Source organism: Rhizobium sp. P32RR-XVIII (assembly GCF_012641395.1).
Classification (GTDB): Bacteria; Pseudomonadota; Alphaproteobacteria; order Rhizobiales; family Rhizobiaceae; genus Rhizobium.
Window position 1 is genome coordinate 33,718 of sequence record NZ_JABAIH010000010.1, and the last position, 24,711, is coordinate 58,428.

A 24,711-nucleotide genomic window follows, 5' to 3' on the forward strand; every position below is an offset into this window, starting at 1 on the left:
AGCGAGGGGGAGGCACAATGGAAAAGACGGTCGTCATCCTCGGAGGGGAGCTTGCAGCGGAGGGCAGGGCGATCCTTGAGGAGGCAGGCGTCGGTGTCGTTTCCACCCCGCCCTATATCGACCGGCAGGCCGTCATCGAGGCGATGAACCGCCACAAGCCGGATGCCGTCATCGTCCGTCTTCTCGCCGATATTCTGGGCCGGAAGGAGATGGAAGCGGGCGGCCGGCTGCGTCATATCGCAAAGCACGGTGTCGGCACCAACGATATCGACATCGAGTCTGCCGCCCGGCTCGGCATCCCCGTTTCCGTCACAACAGGGAGCAATGGCCACTCGGTCGCCGAACATGCGCTCGGCCTCATGATGGCGCTCGTCAAGGATTTTTCCCGGCAGGATACGCTGATCCGCGATGGCGTCTGGGACAAGAACCAATATCAGGGGCGGGAGCTGCGCGGCCAGCATCTCGGCCTCGTCGGCTTCGGCTTCATCGGTCAGACGCTCGGCACCATGGCGCTGGCGCTCGGCATGCGCGTTTCCGCCTTCGATCCGCACACGCCGGATTCAGCCTTTCGTGACGGCATCCGGCGCGAAAGCGATCTCGATCGCCTGTTGTCGCAGGCCGATATTGTCAGCCTGCATTGCCCCCTGACCCCGGACACCCGCAATCTTATCGACGCGCGGCGCATCGCGCTGATGAAGCCGGGCGCCTTCCTGGTGAATACCGCCCGCGGCGTGGTCGTCGACGAAGCGGCGCTCGTCGAGGCGCTGAAGTCCGGACATCTCGCCGGCGCCGGGCTCGACAGTTTCGCGCTCGAACCGCCGGACAGGGACAATCCGCTTTTCAAGCTGACGAACACGATCGTGACGCCGCATGTTGCCGGCGTCACGATCGACGCCAAGCGCGCCATGGCCGTGATGGCAGCCCAGAACGTGCTGACGACCCTGCGGGGTCAGCAACTCGCGGAGCGCTTCCTGGCGCGCTGAACCTATGTCTTCAAAGGAGGCTGAGATGGCCGACATGACCCATAAGCCGGTGCCGCATTATTCCGTGGACGAATTGCGCTCCTTTGCCCAGAAACTTTTTGCGGCCGCCGGCCTCGAAGAGGACAAGGCAGAGGCTGTTGCCCGCTACCTCCTTGAGGCGGACCTCATGGGCCACACCACCCATGGCCTGGCGCTTGCCGGCTGGTATCTGCAGAGCGTCGCCGATGGCGTGATGAAACCTGCCGGACTGCCGGCAGTGATTTCCGATCGCGGCCCGGCGATCGCCTGGAACGGGCGCCGGCTGCCCGGCGCCTGGCTGACTTCCGAGGCGGTAAAGCTCGCTGCCGAGCGCGCGGCTCAGTACGGCACGGCGACGGTGACGATCGCCGACAGCCACCATATCGGCTGCCTTGCCGCCTATCTCAGTCTTGCCACCGATCGCGGCTACATGGTCAGCATCGCAAGCTCCAGCCCTTCCGGTGCACAGGTCGCTCCCTTCGGGGGAAGGCGGGGCATCTATACGCCGAACCCGGTCGCCCATGGCATCCCGACGCCGGGCGATCCGATCCTGATTGATATCAGCGCCTCGATCACCACGGTCAACATGGCTCAGCGCCTGATCCGCGAAGGGCGGCAATATGATCACGATTGGCTGATGGACGAGGAGGGCAATCCGAGCCGCGATCCGGGCGTTCTCGAACGCGGCGGCACGCTTCTGCCGACGGGTGGCCTCGATCATGGCCAGAAAGGTTACGGGATGGCGCTGCATGTCGAAGCTTTCACCCAGGGCCTTGCCGGCTACGGCCGCGTCGATGCACCGAAGGGAACCAATGCCGCGGTCATCGTGCAAGTCTTCGATCCCGATGCCTTCGGCGGCCGTGAGGCCTTCCTCCGGCAGACGGGCTGGCTGGCCGACGCCTGTCGTTCTAATCCGCCGCGTCCCGGCGTGGCGCGCGTCAGGCTTCCCGGCGAAAACGGCCTTGCGAAGAAGCGGGCAGCCCTTGCCGAGGGCGTCGAACTCGCTCCCGGCATCATGCCATCGCTGCTGCCGCATGCAGAGCGCCTCGGCGTCGCCGTCCCCCGTCCGTAGAGAGAGCCTAGCGGCGACAGCCTGAACCGGATGTTCCGTCAGCCGCTGCCGGGGACTACCCCGGTCATTGTCAGTCAGCGTCGCTGGTTCTAAGCTGGTCGAGACCGGATGGTGACCAGGTGCGAGGAGCGGTCGCCCGTGAAGCCAAGCTGATCGGGCCATTCCTGCGGATGTTGTTCATCACATCTGCCGTGCTTGTCCTTACGTCTTCTGAGATACCGGCCGCCCATAGCAAAAAACTTATAGCTCGTCGCTTCCAACGGTCTTGGACAGGCAGCTTTCGCGGCACTAGGCTCACCTGATGACAAACCCAGCGGGGCAGGAGAGAGCGTCGGCAGGCCGCTATCGCGCTAAGGGAAGAGCACCGGCAAGTGGCGGAGAAGGATATGGACGTCGCCCTTGACCTCGCGCAGAGCGTGAAGCTGCCCTTGCCGCTCAACGGTCTCGTCGACCAGTTCATGAAGTCGATGAACAGGGAACGAATGCAAAGCCTGCTTAGCTGCACTTAGTTGCGCCCACCCGTAGCTCGGAGGAGAGCGGGGTGAGGACAAACCAAATCGTGGGAGGAAAGCATGAGAAATCTATTGAAAGCAGCTTTGGCAGCGGGGTTGAGCCTGCTTGCGGGCGCCATGTCGCCGGCCGCGGCAGACGAAGCCCTGACCAAGCTGAATGTCGCGTATGACGGCTTCACCATGACGAGCGCGCCGATCCAGTACACGCTTGCCAAGGGCTTGTTCAAGAAGTACGGGCTTGACGTCAACCTCGTTTATGTCGAGGGCGGTTCCGTGCTCACCCAGGCGCTCGTCGGCGGCTCGATCGACATCGCCCAGAACGGCTACACCCCCTCAATCGCCGCGGCCGTTGCCGGCGCCGATGTCGTGATCATCGGCAGCATGGCCAACAAGCTGCCGTTCCAGCTTGTCGTCGATGCCTCCATCCAGAGCGCCGACCAGCTGCGCGGCAAAAGCATCGCCATCAGCAAGTTTGGTTCGTCGACCGACACCGCCGTCAAGTTCGCTCTGAAATCTCTCGGCCTCGAACCCACGGATATCAACATTCTCCAACTCGGTGGCGAGGGCACGCGCGCGGCCGCCTTTGAAAGCCACCAGGTCCAGGGGCTGATGTCGCAATATCCGCGCACGCAGGAAATGGTCGATGCCGGCTCGAAGATGCTGGTAGACGTGACCGAGATCGTCAAGGACTACCCGAACACTGCATATGTGACCTCGCGGAGTTATCTTTCTGAGCATTCCGATACCGTCAAGCGCTTCTTCATGGCGATGGGAGAGGGCCTCCACGGCTTTCGTGCCAATCCGCAGGACGCGATGGACGTGACTGCATCCTTTCTGAAGCTTGAGAAGGGGCCATCGGTCGAACAGGCGTTCCGCTTCTATTCCGAGAAGGTGTTCCCGCAGGATCTGCGCCCCTCGATCCCAGGTGTGTCTGCTGTCCTGGCGGAGCTTTCGAAAACGCAGCCGGCTGCAGCCTCCGTGAAGCCGGAATCGATCGTCGACACAAGCACGCTCGATGCGCTCGATAAGGAAGGCTTCTTCAAAGCGCTCAACTAAAAACTGCCGATAAGGCGGGAGGAGAACCCATGTTGCAGGCAACGCCGGTCAAGCTGAAGGCCGATAGCGTCAAACTGAATTATTACAATGATCGCACCAAGCGCGATCTGAGCGTACTTGACGGCGTCGACTTCAGTGTCAACGAGGGTGAACTCGTCAGCATCGTCGGCCCAAGCGGCTGCGGGAAATCGACCTTCCTCGCTGCCGTCGACGGCCTTGTCTCGATCAACGGCGGCAGAATCCTGATCGACGAACGGGAGGTGAGGAAACCAGGCCCGGATCGCGGCCTTGTCTTCCAGCAGGATTCGCTTTTTCCCTGGCGCACCGTCCTGAGGAACGTCGCCTACGGCCTGGAGATCCAGAAGGCCTTCAGTAGGGAGGAGATCGCCGCACGTGCGCGCAAGTTCGTCGAGCTCGTCGGGCTCGCCGGCTTCGAGGACAACTTTCCGAATGAGCTCTCGGGCGGCATGCGTCAGCGTGTCAACATCGCAAGGGCGCTGGCCGTCGACCCGGAATTGCTGCTGCTTGATGAGCCCTTTGCCGCACTCGACGCGCAGACACGCGAATTCATGCAGTTCGAGTTGCTGCGCATTCTCGACCGTGCTCAGAAGACCGGGCTGTTCATTACCCACCAGATCGACGAGGCGATCTTCCTCTCCAATCGCGTCATCGTGTTTTCGGCGCGTCCGGCAAAGGTGAAGGAGATTGTCGAGATCGACCTGCCGAAGGAGCGCACGCTCGATCTGAAGCATACACCGCGCTTCATGGAGATCTTTCGCCATATCTGGCGACTGATCGAGGAAGAAAGCGCCCGAATGGGCCTTCTGCGGGTGAATTGAAGGAGCGAGAGATGACGTCCGTTACCGAAGAACAAGAAATCCCAAGACAGCGAAAGCCGGAATTCGCCATCTACGAATTCCTGGTGCGCCGAGAGAATGCCTTGCTCGGCGGGGCCACCATGATCGTGGCGCTCCTGCTCTGGGAGGCGGTTGTCCGCCTTGGCCTGGTCAATCCGCTTTTCACCAGTTCGCCGAGCCGCATTATCGCAACAGGTTATGCGATGTTCGCTGACGGCAGCATCTATCCACACCTTGCCATCAGTGGATTGGAGCTGCTCGTAGGCTATGGGCTGGCGATCATCGTCGGCGTGCCGCTTGGCATTCTGATGGGCTGGTACCGGCGTTTCGACGCGGCGCTCGACCCGATCATCTCGGCGCTCTACGCCACACCGCGCATTGCGCTCCTGCCGCTGATCATGATCTGGTTCGGCATCGGTCTCGGCTCGAAGTTCGCGATCATCTTCCTGAGCGCCGTGTTCCCGATCCTCATCAACACGAATGCCGGCGTCAAGACCGTCGAACGCGACTACATCAAGGTGGCTCGTTCTTTCGGGGCGAACGACAGGCAGATGTTCCTGACCGTCGCCTTCCCGGCGGCCGTTCCGTTCCTGTTGACTGGCCTCCGTCTCGGCCTCGGCCACGCGCTGATCGGCATCGTCGTCGGCGAGATGTACTCGGCACAGGCCGGCGTCGGCTATCTCATATCCGTCGCCGGCGCCACCTTCCAGACCGACCGGGTCATGTTTGGCATCATCCTGATTGCCGCCGCCGGCGTCGTGCTCACCAACATCCTTAGGATGGTCGAGCGCCGCTTCGACCGCTGGCGGCCGAACAACAGGCTCTAGCCGGTCGGCCGGTTCCCAGCGGCCATCGGCGGCGACACGATTCTACAGCGACGGCGGCTACCACATTATAGATTAGGCCGCCGGTCTATTTGGCCGAAAGAGTCGGCGCGCAGCGGTTCAGCATCCTCAGGCCGGCTCATAGGCCTCAAAAATCGCCTAGGTGGTGGCCCTTATTGTTTCCGCGGGCGCGCGGCGGTAATGTGTGTGGAGGCCGAAGAAGTGGCTGGCGACTATTCCAGATCGGTCGCCATTTGCGCGGCAGAGTCTGCGGAGTTGCATCCAAAAAAGGGGTGCAAGGACTGGCCCCTCTGAGGCCCTGGGATTAGCAGAGTAATCGAAAGTTGCGAAGATGGTGTTCGCAACTGATCGCCACTCTATTTGGCACGAATAGCCTTCAAGGAAGCCGTGAGAGAGGCAGGGCTTCATCTGTAGGGCGAAAACGAGCAGCGACGCGATGCAAAGAGGGAGGCATGGAAGAGCTGCAGACTTCTCTCAGGGTGACGGCGAGCCGCTTTCTGCGCTCAGTGAAGCATTTCCTTTCTTCGGAAGTCGGCGGCACGGCAAAGCTTCTGACCGCAAGCCTGGTCGTATTCTTCCTCGCGATTAACGGGCTCAATGTGCTCAACAGCTTCGTCGGCCGGAATTTCATGACGGCGATCGTCGACAGGCAGGTTGCAGAGTTCGCCAGGCAAGCCGTGTTCTATCTTCTTGTGTTTGCCGCCTCTACGACCGTATCGGTGTTTGCGCGCTTTACCGAGGAACGGCTCGCACTCCTTTGGAGAGACTTTCTGACGCGTCGCGCCGTCAATCTCTATCTCACGGACAGAGCCTTCTACCGCCTGGACGTTTCGGGAGAGCTCTCGTATCCGGATCAGCGCATCTCGGAGGATATCCGTGCGTTTACCGTGACGACGCTGTCCTTCCTGCTCCTGATCTTCAGCAGCGGACTGACGATTCTTTCATTTTCAGGGGTGCTTTTGTCCATCAACCCTGTCTTGTTCGCCGTGGCTTTCATCTACGCAGCTTGTGGCTCATTGCTCACGGTATGGCTCGGGCGACCGCTCATCAAGCTGAACTACGACCAGCTCGATAAAGAGGCAAGCTTCCGTACGGGCCTCGTCCGGGCAAGGGAAAATGCCGCACGGATCACGCTGTCCGGCACCGAGCGGCACATGAAGTCCTTTCTGGCAGGCCGAATTGATGATCTGGTAGCGAACTTTCGGGTCATAACATCTGTGAACCGCAATGTCGGCTTCTTCACAACTGGTTACAACTGGCTGATTCAGATCATCCCTGCTCTGATCGTCGCGCCGGCGTTTTTCCGCGGTGATATCGAATTTGGGGTGATTACACAGTCTGCAGCAGCATTCGCGATGCTGGTGGGCGCCTTTTCGCTGATAATCAACCAATTCAACTCGATCTCCAATTTTGCTGCCGTCGTGGCACGGCTGAGCACACTCTCGGCAGCGATAGAAAACCCCCGGCAGCACGTCCGATCGGAAATTCAGATCGACGACACCGGAGAGGGCCTTGTTTATGAGAAGCTCACGATATTGTCAGAGCGGGATGACGCGCCGTTGTTGCGGGAGCTGACCGTAGCCATTCCGTCTTGTGCTCGCGTACTGGTGACCGGCCGCGAGGACCAAGAGAACGCGTTTTTCAGGGTCACCGCAGGGTTCGCTTATCCGGGTTCGGGCAGAATCTTTCGTCCCGCCAACGCAGGGATACGCTTCCTGCCGCAGCAGCCCTATCTTCCGCCGAGCACGCTTCGACAGCTGATCGTTCCGTCGGATGCGGGTGCTGAAAACCTGGATGAACGGATTTCGAGACTGCTTACCGAATTCGGACTCGAACGCATTTCCGCAGCGGGGGGATTTGAACAGGTAGTAGAATGGGATACGCTTCTGACGCCAAGAGAGCAGCAGCTGCTCGCGATGGCGAGTGTATCCGTAGCGAAACCGCGTGTCATTGTGCTTGAGAGGACCGCGGCTACGGTGGGGCAGGACGAAGTCCGCAAGATTATTACGCGCTTTGCAGAAGACGGTATCGCCTGCGTTCATATTGGGAACGTCGCAGAGATATCACTTTATGATGCCATCCTGAAGTTTGCAGACGATGGCGCTTGGCAGTGGAGGAAACGGACATAACCGCACAAGCGGTGGTGGCATGCAGCACAGAGACTGAGGCGAGAAGAAACTCGATGGGAGGCTGATGATGACGAATGCCGCTCTTTCAATCGATGACAAGCAGACAAAGACCACCCCGCTTGGGGCCGAGGAACTCCGCTTGATGGACGCCTATTGGCGGGCATCGAACTATCTTTCGGTGGGGCAAATTTATCTACTCGATAACCCGCTTCTGAAAGAGTCGCTCAGGCGCGAGCATATCAAGCCGCGGCTGCTTGGCCACTGGGGAACGTCGCCCGGCTTGAACATGCTCTATGTGCACCTGAATCGGGTGATCAAGCGCGACGACCTCAACATGATCTATGTGATCGGGCCTGGCCATGGCGGACCGTCGCTGGTCGCGCATGCCTATCTGGAGGGAACCTACAGCGAAGTCTACCCGAATATCGGGCAGGACGTGGGGGGCATGAAACGCCTGTTCAAGCAGTTCAGTTTCCCGGGTGGAATCCCGAGCCACGTCGCTCCCGAAACGCCTGGAAGCATCCATGAAGGCGGTGAACTGGGCTATGCCCTGAGCCACGCCTACGGCGCTGCCTTCGACAATCCTGATTTAATCGTCGCCTGCGTCGTCGGCGACGGCGAGGCCGAAACAGGCCCGCTGGCGACGGGATGGCACGGCAACAAGTTCCTCAATCCCGCCCGTGACGGATGCGTGCTGCCGATCCTGCATCTCAACGGCTACAAGATCGCCAACCCGTGCTTCCTCGCTCGCATTCCCCAGCCCGAACTGCAGAAGTTCTTCGAAGGGATGGGGTATGCGCCGCTTTTCGTGGAAGGGCATGATCCCGATAAGGTGCAGCAGCAATTGGCCGCGGCCATGGACACCGCCGTTACGGAGATCAAAAGGATCTGGGCGGAGGCGAGGGACAAGGGGAACGTCAGCCGTCCGGCCTGGCCCATGATCGTCTTCCGCACCCCTAAGGGGTGGACCTGCCCGAGCGAAATCGACGGCAAGAAGTGTGAAGACTATTGGCGCTCGCATCAGGTCCCGATGGGCGACATGGACAAGCCGGAGCACATCGAGATCCTTCAGCAGTGGATGAAGAGCTACAAGCCTGAAGAACTCTTCGATGACGACGGTCGATTACGCGCCGAATTGGCGTCCTTGGCCCCGGCGGGTCATCGCCGGATGAGCGACAACCCGCATGCAAATGGCGGCCTGGTTTTGCGTGATCTGAAGATGCCGGACTTCCGCGACTACGCCGTCTCGGTGCCGAGCCCCGGATCGGTGACGACGGAATCCGCTCGTGTCATGGGCAAGTTCCTGCGCGATGTCATGAAGCTGAACATGGATAGCAAGAACTTCCGGCTGTTCAGCCCTGACGAGAACAACTCCAACCGCTGGCAGGACGTGATGGAAGTCACCAACCGTTGCTACATGGCGGAGATCTATCCCGAGGACGATCACCTGTCGCCCGATGGCCGCGTGATGGAAGTGTTGAGCGAGCATCAGTGCCAGGGCTGGCTGGAAGGCTACCTTCTGACGGGGCGCCACGGCTTCTTCTCCTGTTATGAGGCTTTCATCCACATCATCGACTCGATGTTCAACCAACACGCCAAATGGCTGAAGGTGTGCAACCACATTCCCTGGAGGCGGTCGATCGCCTCTCTGAACTACTTCCTGAGCTCGCATGTCTGGCGGCAGGATCACAATGGCTTCAGCCACCAGGACCCGGGCTTCATCGATCACGTCGTCAACAAGAAAGCCGAGGTGATCCGCGTTTACCTGCCGCCGGATGCGAATACGCTGCTTTCGGTCACCGACCACTGCCTGCGAAGCCGCAACTATGTGAACGTCGTCGTGGCCGGCAAACAGCCGGCTCCGCAATGGCTGACCATGGATGAGGCGATCAAGCACTGTGCCCAAGGCCTCGGCATTTGGGAGTGGGCCAGCAACGATCGAGGTTCGGAGCCGGATGTCGTCATGGCGTGCTGTGGCGACGTGCCGACGCTGGAGACGCTGGCGGCCGTGCAATTGATCCGCGAACATATTCCGGAGCTGAAGGTGCGCGTGATCAATATCGTCAATCTCATGAAGCTGCAGCCGTCAAGCGAGCACCCGCATGGGCTTTCCGATCGCGATTTCGACGCGCTGTTTACCAAGGACAAGCCGATCATCTTCGCGTTCCATGGATATCCCTGGCTTATTCATCGTCTGACCTACCGTCGCACCAACCACGACAATCTGCATGTTCGAGGATACAAGGAGGAGGGAACGACCACGACGCCGTTCGACATGGTCGTTCTGAACCAGCTCGATCGCTTCCATCTCGTCGAAGACGTCATTGATCGGCTGCCGCAACTCGGCGCTCGCGCGGCCTACTTCAAGCAGGCGATCCGCGACAAGCTGATCGAGCATCGGCAGTACATCCAGGAGCACGGCGATGACATGCCTGAGATCAGCGGCTGGAAATGGGGTGTCCGAGGACAGTCAGTTAGGCCGCAAGGGACGTCGACGGAAGGCGACAACACGTGAGCCGCCCAGCCGGCTGCTGAGGGGCGGCTAGGCTGACTTGCGATGACACCAGTGCTGATACGCAAGTCACGCCTGACGACGCTCAGGCTGTGATTTGCGTGAGGCAAAATGGATCGCGAAGCTGTGGAATGGGTGAAGTCATGATCGAGATACCTCCCATCGCGCCACATATGGAGTCCGCGCCGAGCGACCAGGACTTGGCGCGATTGCAGTTAATGACCCTGCTCTACTACCTGCAATGCACCAATCCGGACAACGGGCTGGTGCGCGACAAGACGCAGGACGGTGCGCCGGCGAGCATCGCTGCGGTCGGTATGGCGCTTGCCACCATTCCCGTCGTGGTGGAGCGTGGCGTTATCATTCGCGAGTTTGCCGTCAAGATCGCGCGGCGCCGGCTGGAATTCTTGATGCGTTGCCACCAGGGACCGGAACCTGACGCCTCCGGTTACAAGGGATTCTTCTATCATTTCCTCGACATCGAGACGGGGCGGCGGGTCTGGCAGTGCGAACTGTCGACGATCGACTCGGCCTTTCTGTTTGCCGGCGCTTTGACGGCCGCTACCTATTTCGATGGGGATACGGAGGACGAGGTGCAAGTCAGGCATCTTGCTGCCTCGCTCTACGAACGGGCAGACTGGAACTGGGCGCGTGACCATGGTGCGACGCTGACGCATGGCTGGCGACCGGAGAACGGCTTCATTCCCTATCGCTGGCGTGGCTATGACGAGGGCCTGCTTCTCTACATACTGGGGCTTGGATCGCCGACCTATCCGCTGCCGCCGGAAAGCTATGCGGCCTATAGGGAGAGCTACGAGTGGCGTAACATCTTCGGGCGTGAACTGCTCTATTCCGGTCCGCTCTTTACGCATCAGCTTTCGCATATGTGGATCGACTTCCGCGATATCCGCGACGAATTCATGCAAGAGCACGAAAGCGACTATTTTCAAAACAGCCGTCAGGCCACCTTCGTGCAGCAGGAATATGCGATCCGAAATCCGATGGGATTCGAGGGCTACGGCGAGCACTGCTGGGGATTTACCGCGTGCGACGGTCCCGGCTGGCGGACCGTGGAAATTGACGGCGTGCGGCGCGAGTTCTTCGATTACATCGCACGCGGGGCACCGTTTGGGCCCGACGACGGGACCGTATGCCCCTGGGTTGTCGTAGCATCCCTTCCTTTTGCGCCTGAGATCGTCATTCCGACCGTTCGCAATTTCGCGGGCTTGAAGCTGGGGATGACGCGGCTTTACGGATTCAAGCCGTCCTTCAATCAGACCTTCAAGGATGCAAGCAGTCCGACAGAGTGGTGGATCAGCCCCTACCATTTCGGGATCGACCAGGGGCCGGTGGCGCTGATGATCGAAAACTATCGCACTGGCCTCCTCTGGAATCTGATGCGCAATTGCGAGCCCATCGTCCGTGGATTGCGTCAGGCCGGGTTCACTGGCGGCTGGCTGTAGCAAAGGATGCGCGAAGGGAGCACCCGGCGTCGCCAATCCCTTTCCCCAGCCGCCGAGGCCGCCTGAGACCGACTCGGGCGATGTTTTCGGCATTCATGAAGACGAGCCTTCCGGTGGCGACCGCTGGAACATTTTGCCCGTAAGAATGGTTCAGCCCTCGTAGAAAACAGGGGAGTATTTCCCATGCCGGCAAAATCGAAATCACAGCAGAAGGCCGCAGGCGCCGCTCTCGCCGCCAAGCGTGGAGACATAAAAAAGAGCGAGCTGAAGGGCGCTTCAAAGGGCATGGCTGAGTCCATGAGCGAGAAGGAGCTGCACGACATGGCGTCGACGAAACGTAAAGGCAAACCGGAGCATGCCTCGAAATCGTGATTAAGCGTCGCCATTGCACGCCCATCAAAGCTTGACCGATACAGCTTCAAGAAACGTCCGTCGTTGGGCAGAGGCGGAACCATAGGTGTGGCGTACAATTTACACAGGAGCACACTTTGAACACGGCCAATCTTCAACTCGAAGGCCTCGTCATGGCGATCGCAGCCATGGCGGATGTCATTGTCGACAAGGGCCTGATCAGTCGCCGGGACATCAATGCCGCCCTGGAAGAGGCGGAGAGAGCGATCGCGGAGGACGGCAAGCGCGAACTATCGGATGCCAACCGTGCGGCGGCGCTGTTTCCGATCCGCGTCCTCCTGCTCGCCGGCCAGGATGCTCAGCGGGCGAAACGGCTTACCTTCTCGGATTATGCTGAACTCGTCGGCAGGTCGACGTGAACACCGGATGTTGAGGTATTCACGCCGGCATCGCCGACGCGAGCGCGTATTCCGCCGATATGACGGTACCGACCGAATAGCATTTCGCTGCCGGTTGCAAAGCGATGCCTATTCAGCAGTCGTTGCGACAGTATCGGCAAGCGAGATGGCTAATCGCCTTGCCTTGCAGCTTTAACCCAAGCTGATAGAGTGAATTGCATAAGCGCCACGCATTGTGCTGCCTGCATTTTTGTCCCCATTTGAATGTGTTGAGGCACAATGGAAGCATCGAAGACTCCGAGTGTCAGCTATGGTGCCGAACCTGGATTGCGCTTTGCCTCGCTGCTTGACGGACAAGGCGGGTGCAGGCAACTGGACATGGCGCAGCTCTGCGCTTGGAGGCCGGAAGAGGGCGTCCTCTGGCTTCATCTGGAGCGCGATCATCCCGCCGCCGCTTCCTGGATCACGCACAAAAGCGGCCTTGATCCGTTTGTGGTCGAGGCGCTTCTGGAAGAAGAGTCCCGCCCTCGCGTCGAACCTGTCGACGATGGACTGTTGATTATCCTGCGCGGCGTGTGCGCCACGTCGCCGGAGGACGCGCAGGAGGCACCGGCGGATATCGATCTCGTGCCCCTGCATCTTTGGGTCGACACAAACCGCATCGTCTCACTGCGCGACAGCGGTCATTACATTACCGCACTCCGCGACATCCGTTTGTCACTGGAGAAGAACAAGGGCCCTCAGCGCACTGGCGATCTGCTTGCCCTGATCGGCGACAAACTGGTGCGCGATCTCGAAGCCGTGCTCGACGCCATGGACGAGGAAGTGGACGAACTCGACGAGATGATATTTCACGGTGAGGCGAGCCAGGTGCGCGAGCGCCTCAAGTTGCTACGTCGGCGTGCCGTGCAACTTCGCCGCTATCTTGCGCCCCAGCGCGATGCGCTCAATCGCATCGAGCATGACGACGCACCCTGGCTGGCCGAGCGCGACAAGCTTCGCATGCGCGAAGTTATCGACAAGCTGATGCGCTTCATCGAATATCTCGACGCGATACGTGATCGCACGAGTATCCTGCACGACGACCTTTCGACCGTTATCAGCGAACGCATCGCCCGCAACTCCAACCGTCTGGCTGCGCTTGCGGCGCTGCTGTTGCCACCAAGCGTGATTGCCGGCCTTTTCGGCATGAATGTCGGCGGCATTCCGGGCGTCAACGACACCTGGGCCTTTGTGATCATCGTTGCATTCGTGACGATCATGGCGGTCGTGACACTGTGGATGCTGAAGCGCATCAACTGGCTCTAGGAATCAGACGCGAGCTGCACGCCAGCCCCGCCCGGCGCTTTACTCGACGCTGACATCTTTCCAGGTATCGAACGTTGCGGCTTGGCCGAGGCGCCGTCCCTGCCGATCGATGAGTTCCCAGACAATGGCATTTTCAATCCAGAAGCGGCGGCCTGATTTGGCAATGCGAAGGCCACGGTAGTCGGCAATAAAACCGTTGGCTGTCACGGCATTGAGCAATCTTTCGCGCTCGGCCCGATCCGGCGCTTCAGCCGAAAGACGGGACGGCAAGGTAATGAACTCCGCCCATGTATATCCAAAGCAGGCCTGGGCGGCGCGGTTTGCATAGATGAAACGCGGATCGGTTTCATTGTTGTGAGCAAGGACCACAGCCGGAGACTGGTTGTACAGCCACTCGGCACCTTGGTCCTCGGGTGTCAGAGGTCGTCCTACGCGGCGTTCAAAGCTCTCGGCCATCAGCGTGTAAAACGCCGGATCGCAGGACAAGTCGAGTCCTGCCATGCTGTAGTCGAATATCATGCCATACATCCTTCAGCGACGACGAAAGTCGCTCCTTATGTCTGTCTTCTGTGAATTGGAGTCAAAAATGAGGCGCCCATTACACGATATCGACCGCTGGAGATGCCGGACGTGGCTTCATGAGGCAATGAGTTGGCCGGCAGGCATGGACCAACCGCTGGATGCCGTTACCATTGAGCATTCGAGGCTGCTTCGATGGGCGCAGAGGGGGTATCTCCGAAAAGCTCCTGTGGTCTGTGGCCCGGCGAAAACTCGCCACCAAACGGGCCATGCGGTGTGACGAAAGCAAGATAGATCGCGATGGCAAATAGCGAAATCAGGTACATGCCGAGCGGGAAGGCGAGGCTGAGGGATTGCGAGTTCTGATCCCTATGCTGATGACGCTTCATTTTTGAGTGCTCCGTGGAACGTCGGGCGTAACAAAAAGTTCTGCAGCGCTTTCCCGTTCGGGTCGGCTAGAGCGATCGGGGAGAAACTCCCCTTGGTCTTCGTAGCTTCAGGAAGACCGCCCAGGACGGCTGGGCGGTCTTGCGGGATCCTGGACCCGCGAAGCTTCGGGAGGGGATGCCGAAGCTCATTGGTAGCAGGAGAGAAGAGCTTGCTACCCGCCTCTCATGAGGCTGGAGAAAATGTAGCGCCAGGAGGGACGAAAGAGAATTATACAGTCGTCTTTTCTCGTCATACCTTCGGATGCGGCACGAGAACCCGTCCGGAAACTGGGTGCGCTGCGGCGAAACCTTGGCAAGGCTGAAAATGGATAGTACCGGCTTGGGCTTTTTTTGGCCCTAGAGCGTTTATACGTGCCTCGGCGGCTCCCCAAGCGGCAGCTTCAGCTTGTCCGCCATGCGGGCGAGCTCCGGCAAGGAGGCAGCACGCATCTTCTGCATGACCTGACTGCGGTGAACCTTCACGGTAATCTCGCTAACGCCCAGATCTCCGGCGATCTGCTTGTTGAGCCGGCCGGTTACTACCAGAGCCATTACCTCGCGCTCTCGCGGGGTCAAGCTATCGAACCGCAGGCGCAATGTCTCCAGTGCCTTTTCATTTTCAAGCCATACGCGGTCGCGCGCCAGGCCGACGTAAACGGCATCGAGCAAATCCTGATCGCGGAACGGCTTCGTCAGGAACTCGATCGCGCCCTCCTTCATTGCCTGGACGGACATCGGAATATCGCCATGCCCAGTGATGAAGACGATCGGGAGCTGCATGTCCGCCTGCGACAGCTGCCGTTGAAAATCAAGGCCGCTTTGTCCAGGTAGCCGGACATCGAGCACGAGGCAGGTCGGCCCGGCTGGCCGCCCAGAATTGAGGAAATCGCCCACCGAGGTGAGGAGCTTCACGTCAAAACCGACGGATCGAAGGAGACTGCCGAGCGCCTCGCGGATCGCCGGATCGTCATCGATGACAATAACGGTTGCTGGCGCCTCGGGCATCGTCAGCGCCCCCAAAACTGAGCGAGCTCTCGTCGCGCGCTATCTGTGCCCATTATGGCAGCAGGCCGAGGCGGACTCGAAACGCTATAACGCCAAGGTGAACAGAACACTCCCCCTCTCTCCCTCCCGAGCTCCGGCACGCTAGAATGCCCCCTAATTATCTAAGCCACAAGGGCAAATGCGATGTGACCAGTCCGCCGGGTCAGCCGCTTTGCGCCTCCTCGTTGTGATGGTGCCGGTGTTAAACAACCTATACCATCGTATAGGCTCCGGTGACTTTGTCGTCACTGCACGCTGTTGTATGTTATTGCAGACGCTACAACGCTAGAATGCTTCACAACACCAAACGGCGAATTTTTGGGGAGGCGGCAGTGCCAACCGTCAAGCCTCTGATTGCGATCGTCGATGACGACGTGTCGATGCGCGAGGCTATCGAAGGACTCATGAGATCGCTGGGATTTGACGCCGAGGCCTTTTCATCCGCGGACGATTTTCTGAAGTTTCCCGATATCAATCGCACCGCTTGTCTGGTCACGGATATCCATATGCCCGGACTGAGCGGGCTTGATCTGCACCGCCACCTCGTTGCGCTGGGCAAGAATATTCCGACCGTTCTGATTACCGCTTATCCGGACGAAAATGCGCGCGCGCGGGGGTTCGGCCCGGGTATAGTCGGCTATCTGACAAAACCCTTTGGCGAGCAGGATCTCCTTGATTGCATCCGTTCCGCGCTGCCGCCTGGTAGCGACGGAGAGGTCGATTTATGACTTGAGACGAAGGCACCCCAGTCGTACAGCCCGGCCATGCTCCGACGAACAAAGCGCCTTCAGCAAGCTGTCGTCAGCTGCTGAACTCCTCCCGTTCCGAAGGCAGGGTGAACTGAAATACCGCCCCGTGAGGTTCATTTGCGCTTGCCCACAACCGCCCTCCATGGGCCTCTATGATGAGCCGGCAGATCGACAGGCCAAGTCCAAGTCCCTCCGCCTTCGTCGTGTAGAACGGCACGAACAGCTCCGCACTTTGCGGGTCGAGCCCGGTGCCGGTATCCCTCACGGCGACGAGCACCGCCGCGGATGCCTCAAGCCGGGAGGTGATCAGCAGCTCGCGCGGCCGGTCCGTCACCCCGCTCATTGCCTCGATGCCGTTCATCATCAGGTTGAGAATCACCTGCTGCAACTGCACGCGATCCCCTGCCACCGGCGGCAAGTCTTCCGCCAGCTCGGTGTGCAGCAGGATGCGGTGGCGGCGCAGCTCGCCTTGAAGCAGGCCTACCGTATCCTCGATGAGGGCATTTAGTTCCACGCGCGTCGTGGCTGTTTCCGTCTTCCTGAGCAGCGAGCGCACCCGCCCGATCACCTCACCGGCGCGGTGACCGTCCCGGACGATGCGCCCAAGCGCTTCCCGAGCTTCGCCGATGTTGGAGGGCTGACTGGCAAGCCAGCGTAGGGCCGCATTGGCATTGGTGACGATGGCTCCCAGCGGCTGGTTGACCTCGTGCGCGATGGACGAGGTCAACGCTCCCATCGTCGTCACCCGCGCCACATGCGCGAGTTCCGCCTGCGCCTTCTGCAGCGCCTCCTCGGTCCGCCTGCGGTCTTCAATGTCGACGAGGAATCCGTACCATTTAAGGATATTGCCCCCTTCATCCCTGAGTGGCACGGCGCTTTCAAACAGCAAGCGATATTCGCCGTCAGCCGCGCGGCGGATGCGCATCTCGGCTTCGAAAGGCTGGCCTGTGGCCAGAGATGCATGCCAGTTTGCGAGGTAAGCTTCGATGTCTTCCGGGTGAAATGGGGCTTCTGCTTCCCAGCTCCATCCCAAGGTTTCATCGAGGGACAGGCCTGTAAACTCCCGCCACCGTTGATTGATGAAATCGACGTGGCCGTCGGGCAAGGCGGTCCAAACCATAGCGGGCACAGTCTCGATGACCTGACGAAGCTCTTCTTCACTCCGCCGGGCCGCCTCTTCGGCGCGTTTGCGTTCGGTGATGTCCTCACAGACGATCAGGAGCACGGTACGCTTCTTCACCACCATCGCCCGGGCCGTCTCGCGGACGCAGAGCATCGAGCCGTCTTTGCGGACCTTGCGCAGTTCCCAGCTCATGGCCCGGCCAAGATGTTCAAGACAAGCGGCCGCATTTCTCTGGACAGCGTCCCGGTCTTCCTCGTGAAAGATGTCCTGTACAGGGCGACCGATCAATTCGTCGACGGTGTATCCAAGCTGTTCTGCGCCAAAGGGATTGACGGACAGGATTGTGCCTGTGTCGTCTATCATGAAATACATCGTCGGATTGTTCTCGAAGACCGCCCTCCATTGCTCCTCGCTCTCACGTAGCGCCTCTTCCGCCTGCTTGCGCTCCGTCAGATCAATCACGAAGGCGACGCCTTGATTATCGCTTTCTTCAAAGGTTGCCGCGCCGATCATCACCGGCACGCGGCTGCCGTCCTTTCGAAAGTACTCCTTCTCGATTGGTGGCCGGCTTCCGGTCAGTTTGTGCTCTTGTAACCACTGGACATCGCGCCCGTGCCAGTCCGGCGGTGTCAAGTCGGCCCAGCTCAGGCGCCCGGCGACAAGATCTTCACGCTGGTAGCCCACAATCTGGAGAAAGGCGTCATTGGCCTCGATTATCCGGCCTTCGAAGTCCCAGATGAAAATGCCGATGATATTGGCTTCGACCAAGCGCCGGATACGGGCCTCCCTTTCCCGCAGGACTGCCTCTATTTCGCTGCGGACTGCAACGTCTCGGGCAAGCTGAACATTGGCATTACAAAGACCGTGATAGGCTGTCTGAAGGTCGTCGGACAGCAGATTGAAGGCGGTCACCAGCCGCTCCAGTTCGTCCTCGTGCCGAGGGGGACGGCGCCGCAACCGTAAATGCGGCGGCGGATCACTGATGCAGTAGGTGCTAACAAAGTTCGCGATAGCAAACAGATGACGCGTGATGAGATAATGAAAAATGTAAATGATGAACAATGATAGCAGTAATATTGTTGCTGCCTGCCCAAGAAAGATTGTCCATGCTCTATTCAGCAGCATACGATATATGCCGGCAAGCGTGGCCTCGATATGAAGTGTGCCGATCGTTTTCTCTTGCCCCTCCACACTGCGGCGTAGCGGATATTCCTGTGCGATGATGGATGAATCGGATGATTTCGCTCCAACCTGCACGGTAAACGGATTTCCGGTCGCAGTCGTCTCGCGGACCTCCACGGCGCTGATATCAGGAAGCTGGAGAATTCCGGTGAGTTGCAGCCGCAGCTGCGTTTGGTCCAAGGTCCAGAGACTTTCAGCCAGGCTGCCGAGATAGCTATTGCTGATCTGCTCAAGCCGCGACTCAAGGGCCGAAACATCGCGCCGGTAATCGATATAGAGCTGAAGCAGGGTCAAGATGAGCGTGATGGACACGCTAAAGAGGAGGACGCTGATCAGAAGGCGCAGCCCCAAGCTGTGGCGCATGCTGGCGGGGACCCCCAAACGTCCGCGCGTATGGGCTGCAAGTGCGCTGAGGACACCCGAATACCGTTTCAAGCGCTCACCATCCTTCGCTCCAGCGGCTCAATCGCCGACGCCCAAAAGGTCAAACGCTATTTTGTGGCGCGCTTAGTGCCCCTCGTTCCAACGGTGGCAGACTGAAGATAGCCGCATTCTTCCTTCGCACGCCGCGTAAAGACCGCTGCTGGGCCGGGATCAGTCCGGCCTCTGACAGTATGGCCCTGTTTCCCTTGCTTTAACCGATGAAGATGATCGTCCACGTCAACGATTTTGTACGCTATCACTTGAGCGCCACTCAAGGCGAGGAATCTTTGCCCAGGCCGGCAGGGAGGGGTTCTCGAGCTCGATGACCGTTCGCTGCGAGAAGCGAAAGTCGGCAATCGTCTGCGCGAAGTACTTTTCAAAGTAACGGTCAAAGCTGCCATCCTTTTGCATTTCCTGCAGCCCATAGCGGATTCGTTCCGCCAAGCGCGGTGCGGACTTCGAAACATAGGCGTACTGCGCATAAGGGAAGTGTATGAGCAGATGCTGGTCGGTCGCCAGGTTCGGGTAAGCCTTTGCATCTTCATCATGTATTGCAGCAACCACGGTTGCACCGCGTGGAATCAGGTCGAAGCGTCCGCGTTCCAGCATTAGCATCAGCAACTTGGGATCTGTGGCAGTCACGACCTCCATGCCGTTGTGGCGAAATATCGCCGCCGTCGTCTCGCCTGATGCCCCGATCCGTAGTTGCCTGAGGTCGGCGAGATCTCGCACCTTTGCCACCCGGCCCTGATCGCTGGCGCGGATGGAGGCGATGCGATAGCCAAAAAGACCCTTGTCCAGCGGGATATCAATTGGGATCAAATCGTCGTCGAGCGGTTCGAGGACCACGAGATTGATCAGATCACCTTTCACGGCCTCGCGCCTGAGCCGGGCAGCGGTCAACTCCGTCATGGCAGGTTCGACTCGATACGGCCCGTAGCGGGCAACGCTGCGTTCCAGTGCGGCATCCAAAAGTTCGTAAGTGTATCTTCGGCTAATCAGTTGCCGCTCGAACTCACTGCGGCGCACCACATCCTGGACCGGAGCCGCTGGCTCCGTGGCCATCACCCGCCACCCGCCTGCTGCAAGACAGCACAGCGCCAACAGCAGGGCGCTCATCAGGCCCGTCATTCGACGATGTGCAACCATGCCGGAACCCTCGGTCGGGATCGCCAAGCCGCCTGGGCAAGTTCATTCGAGGAATGCGGAGGCGGATAAGTTGCTAATATACATGAAAGCTTTAGCCGGAACAATTTTGGCCGACGCGGGCCGAGCTACGGATATGGCTCAAGCATGCCGAACCACGCGACGAGGCCAATGACGAACAGTCCGAGGATAATCTCGGCTGCGGTCCCGGCGGTTAATGCCGAAACGGAATGGGATCTGCGTGCCAATCGAGGCACGAACACGTAGCGGTTGAAAATCGCCATCAGCGCCATCATGGCGACCAGCCCGATCTTGATCGCAAGCAGCCGCTGATAGTCGATGGTCCAGTCCGTGGGTAGGCGGCCAAGAACTAGAAGCATGTTGGCGACCCCCGAGAGGATGACGATAGCCACGGCGACATGCCCGGCCGTCGAGAAGCGGATGAGCGCCGTTCTGGCTTCCTGTTTCTTTGCAGGGTCGGTCGACGGCCGCAGGATGATGAGCAAAGGCAGCAGCGCGCCGAGCCAAGCTCCTCCGGCAAGCATGTGGATGATATCATTTGCCTGATGAAGGGTTCGCAGCCAGCCTTCGTTCATGGCAGCATGCCCCGTCACCGCCTGACTGCAGAGGAGCAAGGCGCACGTCGCTGCAGTTGCGGAAAGTCGGTAGCGAGGTGGTAGGGCGCCCGTGGCAAGAAGCAGCAAAGTCGCGACCACCTGGCACACCCAAGCGGCTCCGACGGTTGTCTCCGATGCGACGCTGGCCATCATCTCGAAGCTGATCGCGTCCTGCCAGCCTTCTCCGATCGTGGCAGCACGTAGTGGAAGCGTGGCAACGGTCGCCACGGTCACGCAGACGATAGCGGCCGTTCGGAATGCATAAAGCCGCGCCCAAACATTCGACCGCAAACCGCTCGGCACGAGCGTGCACAAATAGACACTGGTGCCCCACAGCAAGAGCGTGGCAGCGTCGAAGAGGAACCGGCAAAGGATGAGGGCGGCGCCGGGACCGGTCACGGCTTGACGGTGAAGCTGTAGGAACCGCTGGTCTTGTGGCCGTCGGTCGAAAGCACGTGCCAGTCGACGGTGTAAGCACCAGGCTTCAGCGGGTCGGAGATGGGTACCATCAATGTCTTGTCGCCGTCCATCAACTTACTGTCGCCAAGCTCGACATCCTGCTTGTCGGGCCCAGTCACCTTGATGCCTGAGAATTTGAGGTTTAGCCCCTCGGTGAAGATCAGGTCAATCTCGCTCGGTGCTGCAACGGAAGCGTTGTCGGCCGGTACGGAGGACGTCAGGTGCGCGTGGGCGAAAGCCGGGCCTACAAGCACGGCGCTCGCGACAGCGGCGTAGGAGAGAAGGCGGGTAAGTCGTGGCATTAGGATGTGCCTTTCGGTCGAGGTTGAGGTTGGGACATGCGATGAACGCCGCGGTATCCCGGCGGCCGCGAATATAACCATCGGAAATGGTAGACATTCGCGGATCGGATTTATTCCGGGGGTGTAGTCAAATCGCCTCGCCCCGAGTTCGGTCGCGGCCTTCGCTGCCTGGAATACTGAGATCGAGCGCGACAGGACCGATGCCGTGGCGTCGGTTTTCCTAATTGACGAGATCTGGAATCCCAAGCGAATTCCGCTCTGAAACGGCGCTTGCGGCGGATAGGCGCACCAGCACCACCGGTACGATCGTGACACCCGTTGAGGCCTCAATCCGGGCTGCCGGCAAAGCGGGCGGCTAACTTTCTCTTTCGGAACTCCTCGGTGACGAAATCCACGAAAGCGCGGGTCTTTGCGGGCAGGAGTGAGCGGGTCGCGTAGTAAAGCGAGATTGGCCCGGCATCGGCGTACCAATGCGGAACGAGCCGGATGAGCTCGCCGCTGTCGAGATAGGGCAGCGCGTCAGGTTTAGCGATCAGCGTCACGCCGAGACCGAGCACCGCGGCGCGGCACATGGCTGCCGGATCGTTGACGACGATCTTTTCCTGAAGCTCGGCCGCCACCTCCTCGCCGGCGGCATTGCGCATCAGCCAGCGGCGAATACGGCCGGTATGCACCGAGCGCATCACGATGCCGTCGAGCCCGGCCAATCCGGCTGGATCGGCAGGTGGCGTGCGGCTTTGCATGTAGGAGGGGGAGGCGACTGCGATCAGATGCGCCGGGGCAAGCGTGCGGGCGATAACGCCTGGCGTCAGCTCGAAGCCGCCGCCGATCGCCGCGTCATAACCCTCGGCGATCAGATCGACCGGACGGTTCTCGAAGGTCCATTCCGGCCGGATGTGAGGATAACGGGCGATGAAGTCCGGCAGCAGCGGCAAAAGATAAGCGATACCAAAAGTCGGGCTCAGGCTAACCTTCAGGATGCCGGAAGGCTCACCACGATCTGTGGAAATATCCGCGATCGCATCCTGCAGACGCTCCAGGTGGTCGCGGATTGCAAAAAGGAAGCGCTCGCCGGCTTCCGTCAATGTCAGTTTGCGCGTGCTGCGCTGGAAAAGCCGGACGCCGATATTGGTTTCGAGCGTTGCGACATTCCGGCTGACTGCGGCCGGTGTAATCGTCAGCCGCCGCGCCGCAGCCGAGAAGCTGCCGAGTTCGGCGCTGCGCACGAAGGACTCAAGATTCGCAAGCGTTTCCATCGCTTATTTTCAATCCCTCTTGAAGCGATCATGAACTCTCGGGTTGTAACACAAGACTCCGATTTTTGAGGAGAGTCAAAAAGGCGGACTTAACCTATATAAATCCTAGGTATTTCTTGCTCATTCGTGCTTTCGGCGCTATTTGCATATTAGAGGACAGCAGGGCGCGCGGAACCCTGTAGGGCAGTCGATAATGTTAACAAAAAAAGGCAAATATGGATTGAAGGCACTGGTCGATCTGGCGCGTCTCGCTCCAGGTGAAACCGCCTTCATCAACGATGTCGCCGCGCGCAACAATATCCCCAAAAAATTTCTCGACGCGATCCTTCTGGAACTGCGCAATGTCGGCATCTTGCGCTCGAAGAAAGGGCCGGGCGGCGGATATTCGCTGTCGCGGCCGGCATCGGAAATTCGCATCGGTCATGTCATCCGGACGCTCGATGGCCCGCTCGCTCCCATTCGCTGCGCCAGCCGTACGGCATACGAAGCCTGCGACGACTGTTCGGATCCGGAAACCTGCCACGTCCGCAGGTCGATGACCGAGGTGCGGGATGCGATCGCTGATATTCTCGACAGCATGACGCTCGAACAATTCGTCGCAAAGGGCGGCAAAGTTGAAGGCCACGACGACGAAAAGGTCCCGGTCTCCGCCGCGAGTTGATCAGCGATTCTTCCGCAAGTGGTGGGTCGCGGCGCGGCGATGAAGGACATCGAGTGGCGTTCCCAAAGCTCGGATGCGAGCGTTTCGCCAGTGACGGTCGAGGTTGAGGCCGATGCTCGCGGTATTTTTCCCGGCCAGTTCGAAAACCAGGCTTGAGGCATTCAACGCTAGTTCGCTCGCTACCGCCCGCGCGGCGGTCGCGGAGAAGTAGGCATCTTCGGCAGCCCGGCCAACGATGTTGATCTGGGCCATGTCGAGCTGGCGACCGGCCCTTTCGAGAAGAGCGGATGCAGCCTCTGCGCTGATCGCCAGTTTGCCAACGTCACTTTCCTGCGTGGTGCTGACACCCGACGAAAGAACCGCGCGCGCAATCCCCAGATCGACAGCGGCATGCAGCAGTTCGCCGATCGCCGACGGTGTTTCCGCAGCAGGAGCGATCGCATCTGCATTGACATGCACCTCGTTGGCGACGATCGCGGCCGTGCCATTGGTGCGCTGGCCAAAGCCGTCCCAATCATCGACCAGTTGAAGGCCGTCGCTGTCGCGCGGCACATAGAGCGTGCTCTGATCACTTCGGATCGCGATCCAATCGACGAAGAGGACGGCGGGAGAAGATGTGCTGCGGCCGTTCAGTCGGTGTCCGAGACCGTTCGCGCTGGTTGCTGCGGTGTCTGGAAATGAAGCCGCTGCAAGGCGATCGCCGGCAAGCACGCGCGCGAAAAGCAAGCGCTTCAGCTCTTCGCTGGCGTGCTGCCGCAACCCTTCGAGCACGGTAAAGTGGACTTCGAGAAATTCACCGATCGAGGGGTCGCCTTCGGCGATAATCGCAACGATTTCGGCGAGCAGCGAATTGGTGACGTCCAGCCCCTCATACTCGGCAGGGACGGAGAGGGCGGCAAGGCCGGATTGCGAGAGCGCATCGATTTCCTGGTAAGGCAGGATGCGGTTGATGTCCCGCTCGCTCGCTTGCCGCTGAAAGGCGGCAGCAAGGCTGCGGGCCGTGTTGATCGCCTCTTCCTCGCTTTCGATGCGCTGTGCGACCGGTCTCGTACGGTCGTGAAATTGCGATACGGTTCCCATCGGTCGGTCTCGTGTTCAGAGATGACAGGAGTGGAGGATTGCAGCCGGAATGGTAAGACCGGCTTTTCTACAAAATTAGTATGGTTTGAATTTTCTTACCAGGTTAAGAGGAAAAGGCCGCGCTCAACTCCTCACAAACTTGGCATTTCGCACCGCAGCGCTTTCAGCCATGCACGGAATTGATTATGGCTCATGCGTCAGTACCCGCCAAGAGGTTT

At 59.7% G+C, this 24,711-nt stretch carries 23 protein-coding genes; 14 read left to right on the forward strand and 9 right to left on the reverse strand.

The genetic code is table 11. The annotated features are described in order from the left end of the window. The first annotated feature begins 17 nt into the window (after positions 1-17). The 12 genes from HGP14_RS24240 to HGP14_RS24290 all read left to right on the forward strand — a co-directional run bounded on the left by HGP14_RS24240 (position 18) and on the right by HGP14_RS24290 (position 13,504). Entirely contained in the window at positions 18-983 is a 966-nt protein-coding gene (locus HGP14_RS24240) for a hydroxyacid dehydrogenase (protein ID WP_168832421.1), read from the forward strand. A 34-nt stretch (positions 984-1,017) separates the two neighbouring features. Continuing rightward, positions 1,018-2,073 (forward strand): Ldh family oxidoreductase, encoded by a 1,056-nt coding sequence (locus tag HGP14_RS24245; RefSeq protein WP_409527102.1) that lies wholly within the window; start codon positions 1,018-1,020, stop codon positions 2,071-2,073. A 386-nt stretch (positions 2,074-2,459) separates the two neighbouring features. Beyond that, a complete protein-coding gene (locus HGP14_RS36290; RefSeq protein WP_281408120.1) occupies positions 2,460-2,582 on the forward strand; it encodes a hypothetical protein in 123 nt (40 codons plus the stop codon). 63 nt (positions 2,583-2,645) lie between these two features. Next, a complete protein-coding gene (locus HGP14_RS24250; RefSeq protein ID WP_168832423.1) occupies positions 2,646-3,641 on the forward strand; it encodes an ABC transporter substrate-binding protein in 996 nt (331 codons plus the stop codon). 29 nt (positions 3,642-3,670) lie between these two features. After that, positions 3,671-4,480, forward strand: coding sequence for an ABC transporter ATP-binding protein (locus HGP14_RS24255; RefSeq protein WP_168832424.1), 810 nt, complete (start codon positions 3,671-3,673; stop codon positions 4,478-4,480). Between the two features lie 11 nt (positions 4,481-4,491). Next, positions 4,492-5,325, forward strand: a complete 834-nt coding sequence (locus HGP14_RS24260; RefSeq protein WP_168832425.1) for an ABC transporter permease — start codon at positions 4,492-4,494, stop codon at positions 5,323-5,325. Positions 5,326-5,795: 470 nt separating this feature from the next. Next, the gene (locus HGP14_RS24265) at positions 5,796-7,472 is read left to right on the forward strand and encodes an ABC transporter ATP-binding protein/permease (protein WP_168832426.1); all 1,677 of its coding nucleotides are present in this window, start codon (positions 5,796-5,798) and stop codon (positions 7,470-7,472) included. 67 nt (positions 7,473-7,539) lie between these two features. After that, complete coding sequence (locus HGP14_RS24270; RefSeq protein WP_168832427.1) at positions 7,540-9,987, forward strand: phosphoketolase; 2,448 nt, start codon at positions 7,540-7,542, stop codon at positions 9,985-9,987. A 140-nt stretch (positions 9,988-10,127) separates the two neighbouring features. Beyond that, positions 10,128-11,447, forward strand: coding sequence for a glucoamylase family protein (locus tag HGP14_RS24275; protein WP_168832557.1), 1,320 nt, complete (start codon positions 10,128-10,130; stop codon positions 11,445-11,447). A gap of 183 nt (positions 11,448-11,630) precedes the next feature. Then, on the forward strand, positions 11,631-11,819 hold the full coding sequence (locus tag HGP14_RS24280) for a DUF3008 family protein (protein WP_168832428.1): 189 nt from the start codon (positions 11,631-11,633) through the stop codon (positions 11,817-11,819). A gap of 116 nt (positions 11,820-11,935) precedes the next feature. Continuing rightward, entirely contained in the window at positions 11,936-12,217 is a 282-nt protein-coding gene (locus HGP14_RS24285; RefSeq protein ID WP_168832429.1) for a hypothetical protein, read from the forward strand. 258 nt (positions 12,218-12,475) lie between these two features. Beyond that, complete coding sequence (locus HGP14_RS24290) at positions 12,476-13,504, forward strand: CorA family divalent cation transporter (RefSeq protein ID WP_168832430.1); 1,029 nt, start codon at positions 12,476-12,478, stop codon at positions 13,502-13,504. Between the two features lie 39 nt (positions 13,505-13,543). Here HGP14_RS24290 and HGP14_RS24295 read toward each other — a convergent pair whose 3' ends face one another. The 3 genes from HGP14_RS24295 to HGP14_RS24305 all read right to left on the reverse strand — a co-directional run bounded on the left by HGP14_RS24295 (position 13,544) and on the right by HGP14_RS24305 (position 15,456). Then, complete coding sequence (locus tag HGP14_RS24295) at positions 13,544-14,023, reverse strand: MEKHLA domain-containing protein (RefSeq protein ID WP_168832431.1); 480 nt, start codon at positions 14,021-14,023, stop codon at positions 13,544-13,546. A 167-nt stretch (positions 14,024-14,190) separates the two neighbouring features. Next, positions 14,191-14,412 (reverse strand): hypothetical protein, encoded by a 222-nt coding sequence (locus HGP14_RS24300; RefSeq protein WP_168832432.1) that lies wholly within the window; start codon positions 14,410-14,412, stop codon positions 14,191-14,193. 405 nt (positions 14,413-14,817) lie between these two features. After that, positions 14,818-15,456 carry a response regulator transcription factor gene (locus tag HGP14_RS24305; RefSeq protein WP_168832433.1) on the reverse strand — a complete coding sequence of 213 codons (639 nt, stop codon included), beginning with the start codon at positions 15,454-15,456 and terminating at the stop codon, positions 14,818-14,820. A gap of 371 nt (positions 15,457-15,827) precedes the next feature. On the opposite strand from HGP14_RS24305, the gene HGP14_RS24310 reads away from it, so the two are divergent. Then, positions 15,828-16,223 (forward strand): response regulator transcription factor, encoded by a 396-nt coding sequence (locus HGP14_RS24310; RefSeq protein WP_168832434.1) that lies wholly within the window; start codon positions 15,828-15,830, stop codon positions 16,221-16,223. Between the two features lie 73 nt (positions 16,224-16,296). Here HGP14_RS24310 and HGP14_RS24315 read toward each other — a convergent pair whose 3' ends face one another. From HGP14_RS24315 to HGP14_RS24335, 5 genes are all read right to left on the reverse strand, one after another. Further along, positions 16,297-18,900, reverse strand: a complete 2,604-nt coding sequence (locus HGP14_RS24315; protein WP_205927317.1) for a PAS domain S-box protein — start codon at positions 18,898-18,900, stop codon at positions 16,297-16,299. A gap of 309 nt (positions 18,901-19,209) precedes the next feature. Continuing rightward, a complete protein-coding gene (locus tag HGP14_RS24320) occupies positions 19,210-20,121 on the reverse strand; it encodes an ABC transporter substrate-binding protein (RefSeq protein WP_168832436.1) in 912 nt (303 codons plus the stop codon). 125 nt (positions 20,122-20,246) lie between these two features. Further along, positions 20,247-21,134: a copper homeostasis membrane protein CopD gene (copD, locus tag HGP14_RS24325; protein WP_168832437.1), complete on the reverse strand. Its 888-nt coding sequence runs from the start codon at positions 21,132-21,134 to the stop codon at positions 20,247-20,249. Next, positions 21,131-21,496 carry a copper homeostasis periplasmic binding protein CopC gene (gene copC / locus HGP14_RS24330; protein ID WP_168832438.1) on the reverse strand — a complete coding sequence of 122 codons (366 nt, stop codon included), beginning with the start codon at positions 21,494-21,496 and terminating at the stop codon, positions 21,131-21,133. The genes copD and copC overlap by 4 nt, the downstream gene beginning before the upstream one ends. A gap of 326 nt (positions 21,497-21,822) precedes the next feature. Beyond that, on the reverse strand, positions 21,823-22,752 hold the full coding sequence (locus tag HGP14_RS24335; RefSeq protein WP_168832439.1) for a LysR family transcriptional regulator: 930 nt from the start codon (positions 22,750-22,752) through the stop codon (positions 21,823-21,825). A 193-nt stretch (positions 22,753-22,945) separates the two neighbouring features. Between HGP14_RS24335 and HGP14_RS24340 the strand changes: the two genes are divergently transcribed. Beyond that, entirely contained in the window at positions 22,946-23,413 is a 468-nt protein-coding gene (locus HGP14_RS24340) for an Rrf2 family transcriptional regulator (protein ID WP_168832440.1), read from the forward strand. Here the strand turns inward: HGP14_RS24340 and HGP14_RS24345 are convergent, their stop codons facing one another. Further along, positions 23,414-24,493 (reverse strand): acyl-CoA dehydrogenase family protein, encoded by a 1,080-nt coding sequence (locus HGP14_RS24345; protein ID WP_168832441.1) that lies wholly within the window; start codon positions 24,491-24,493, stop codon positions 23,414-23,416. Between the last annotated feature and the right edge of the window lie 218 nt (positions 24,494-24,711).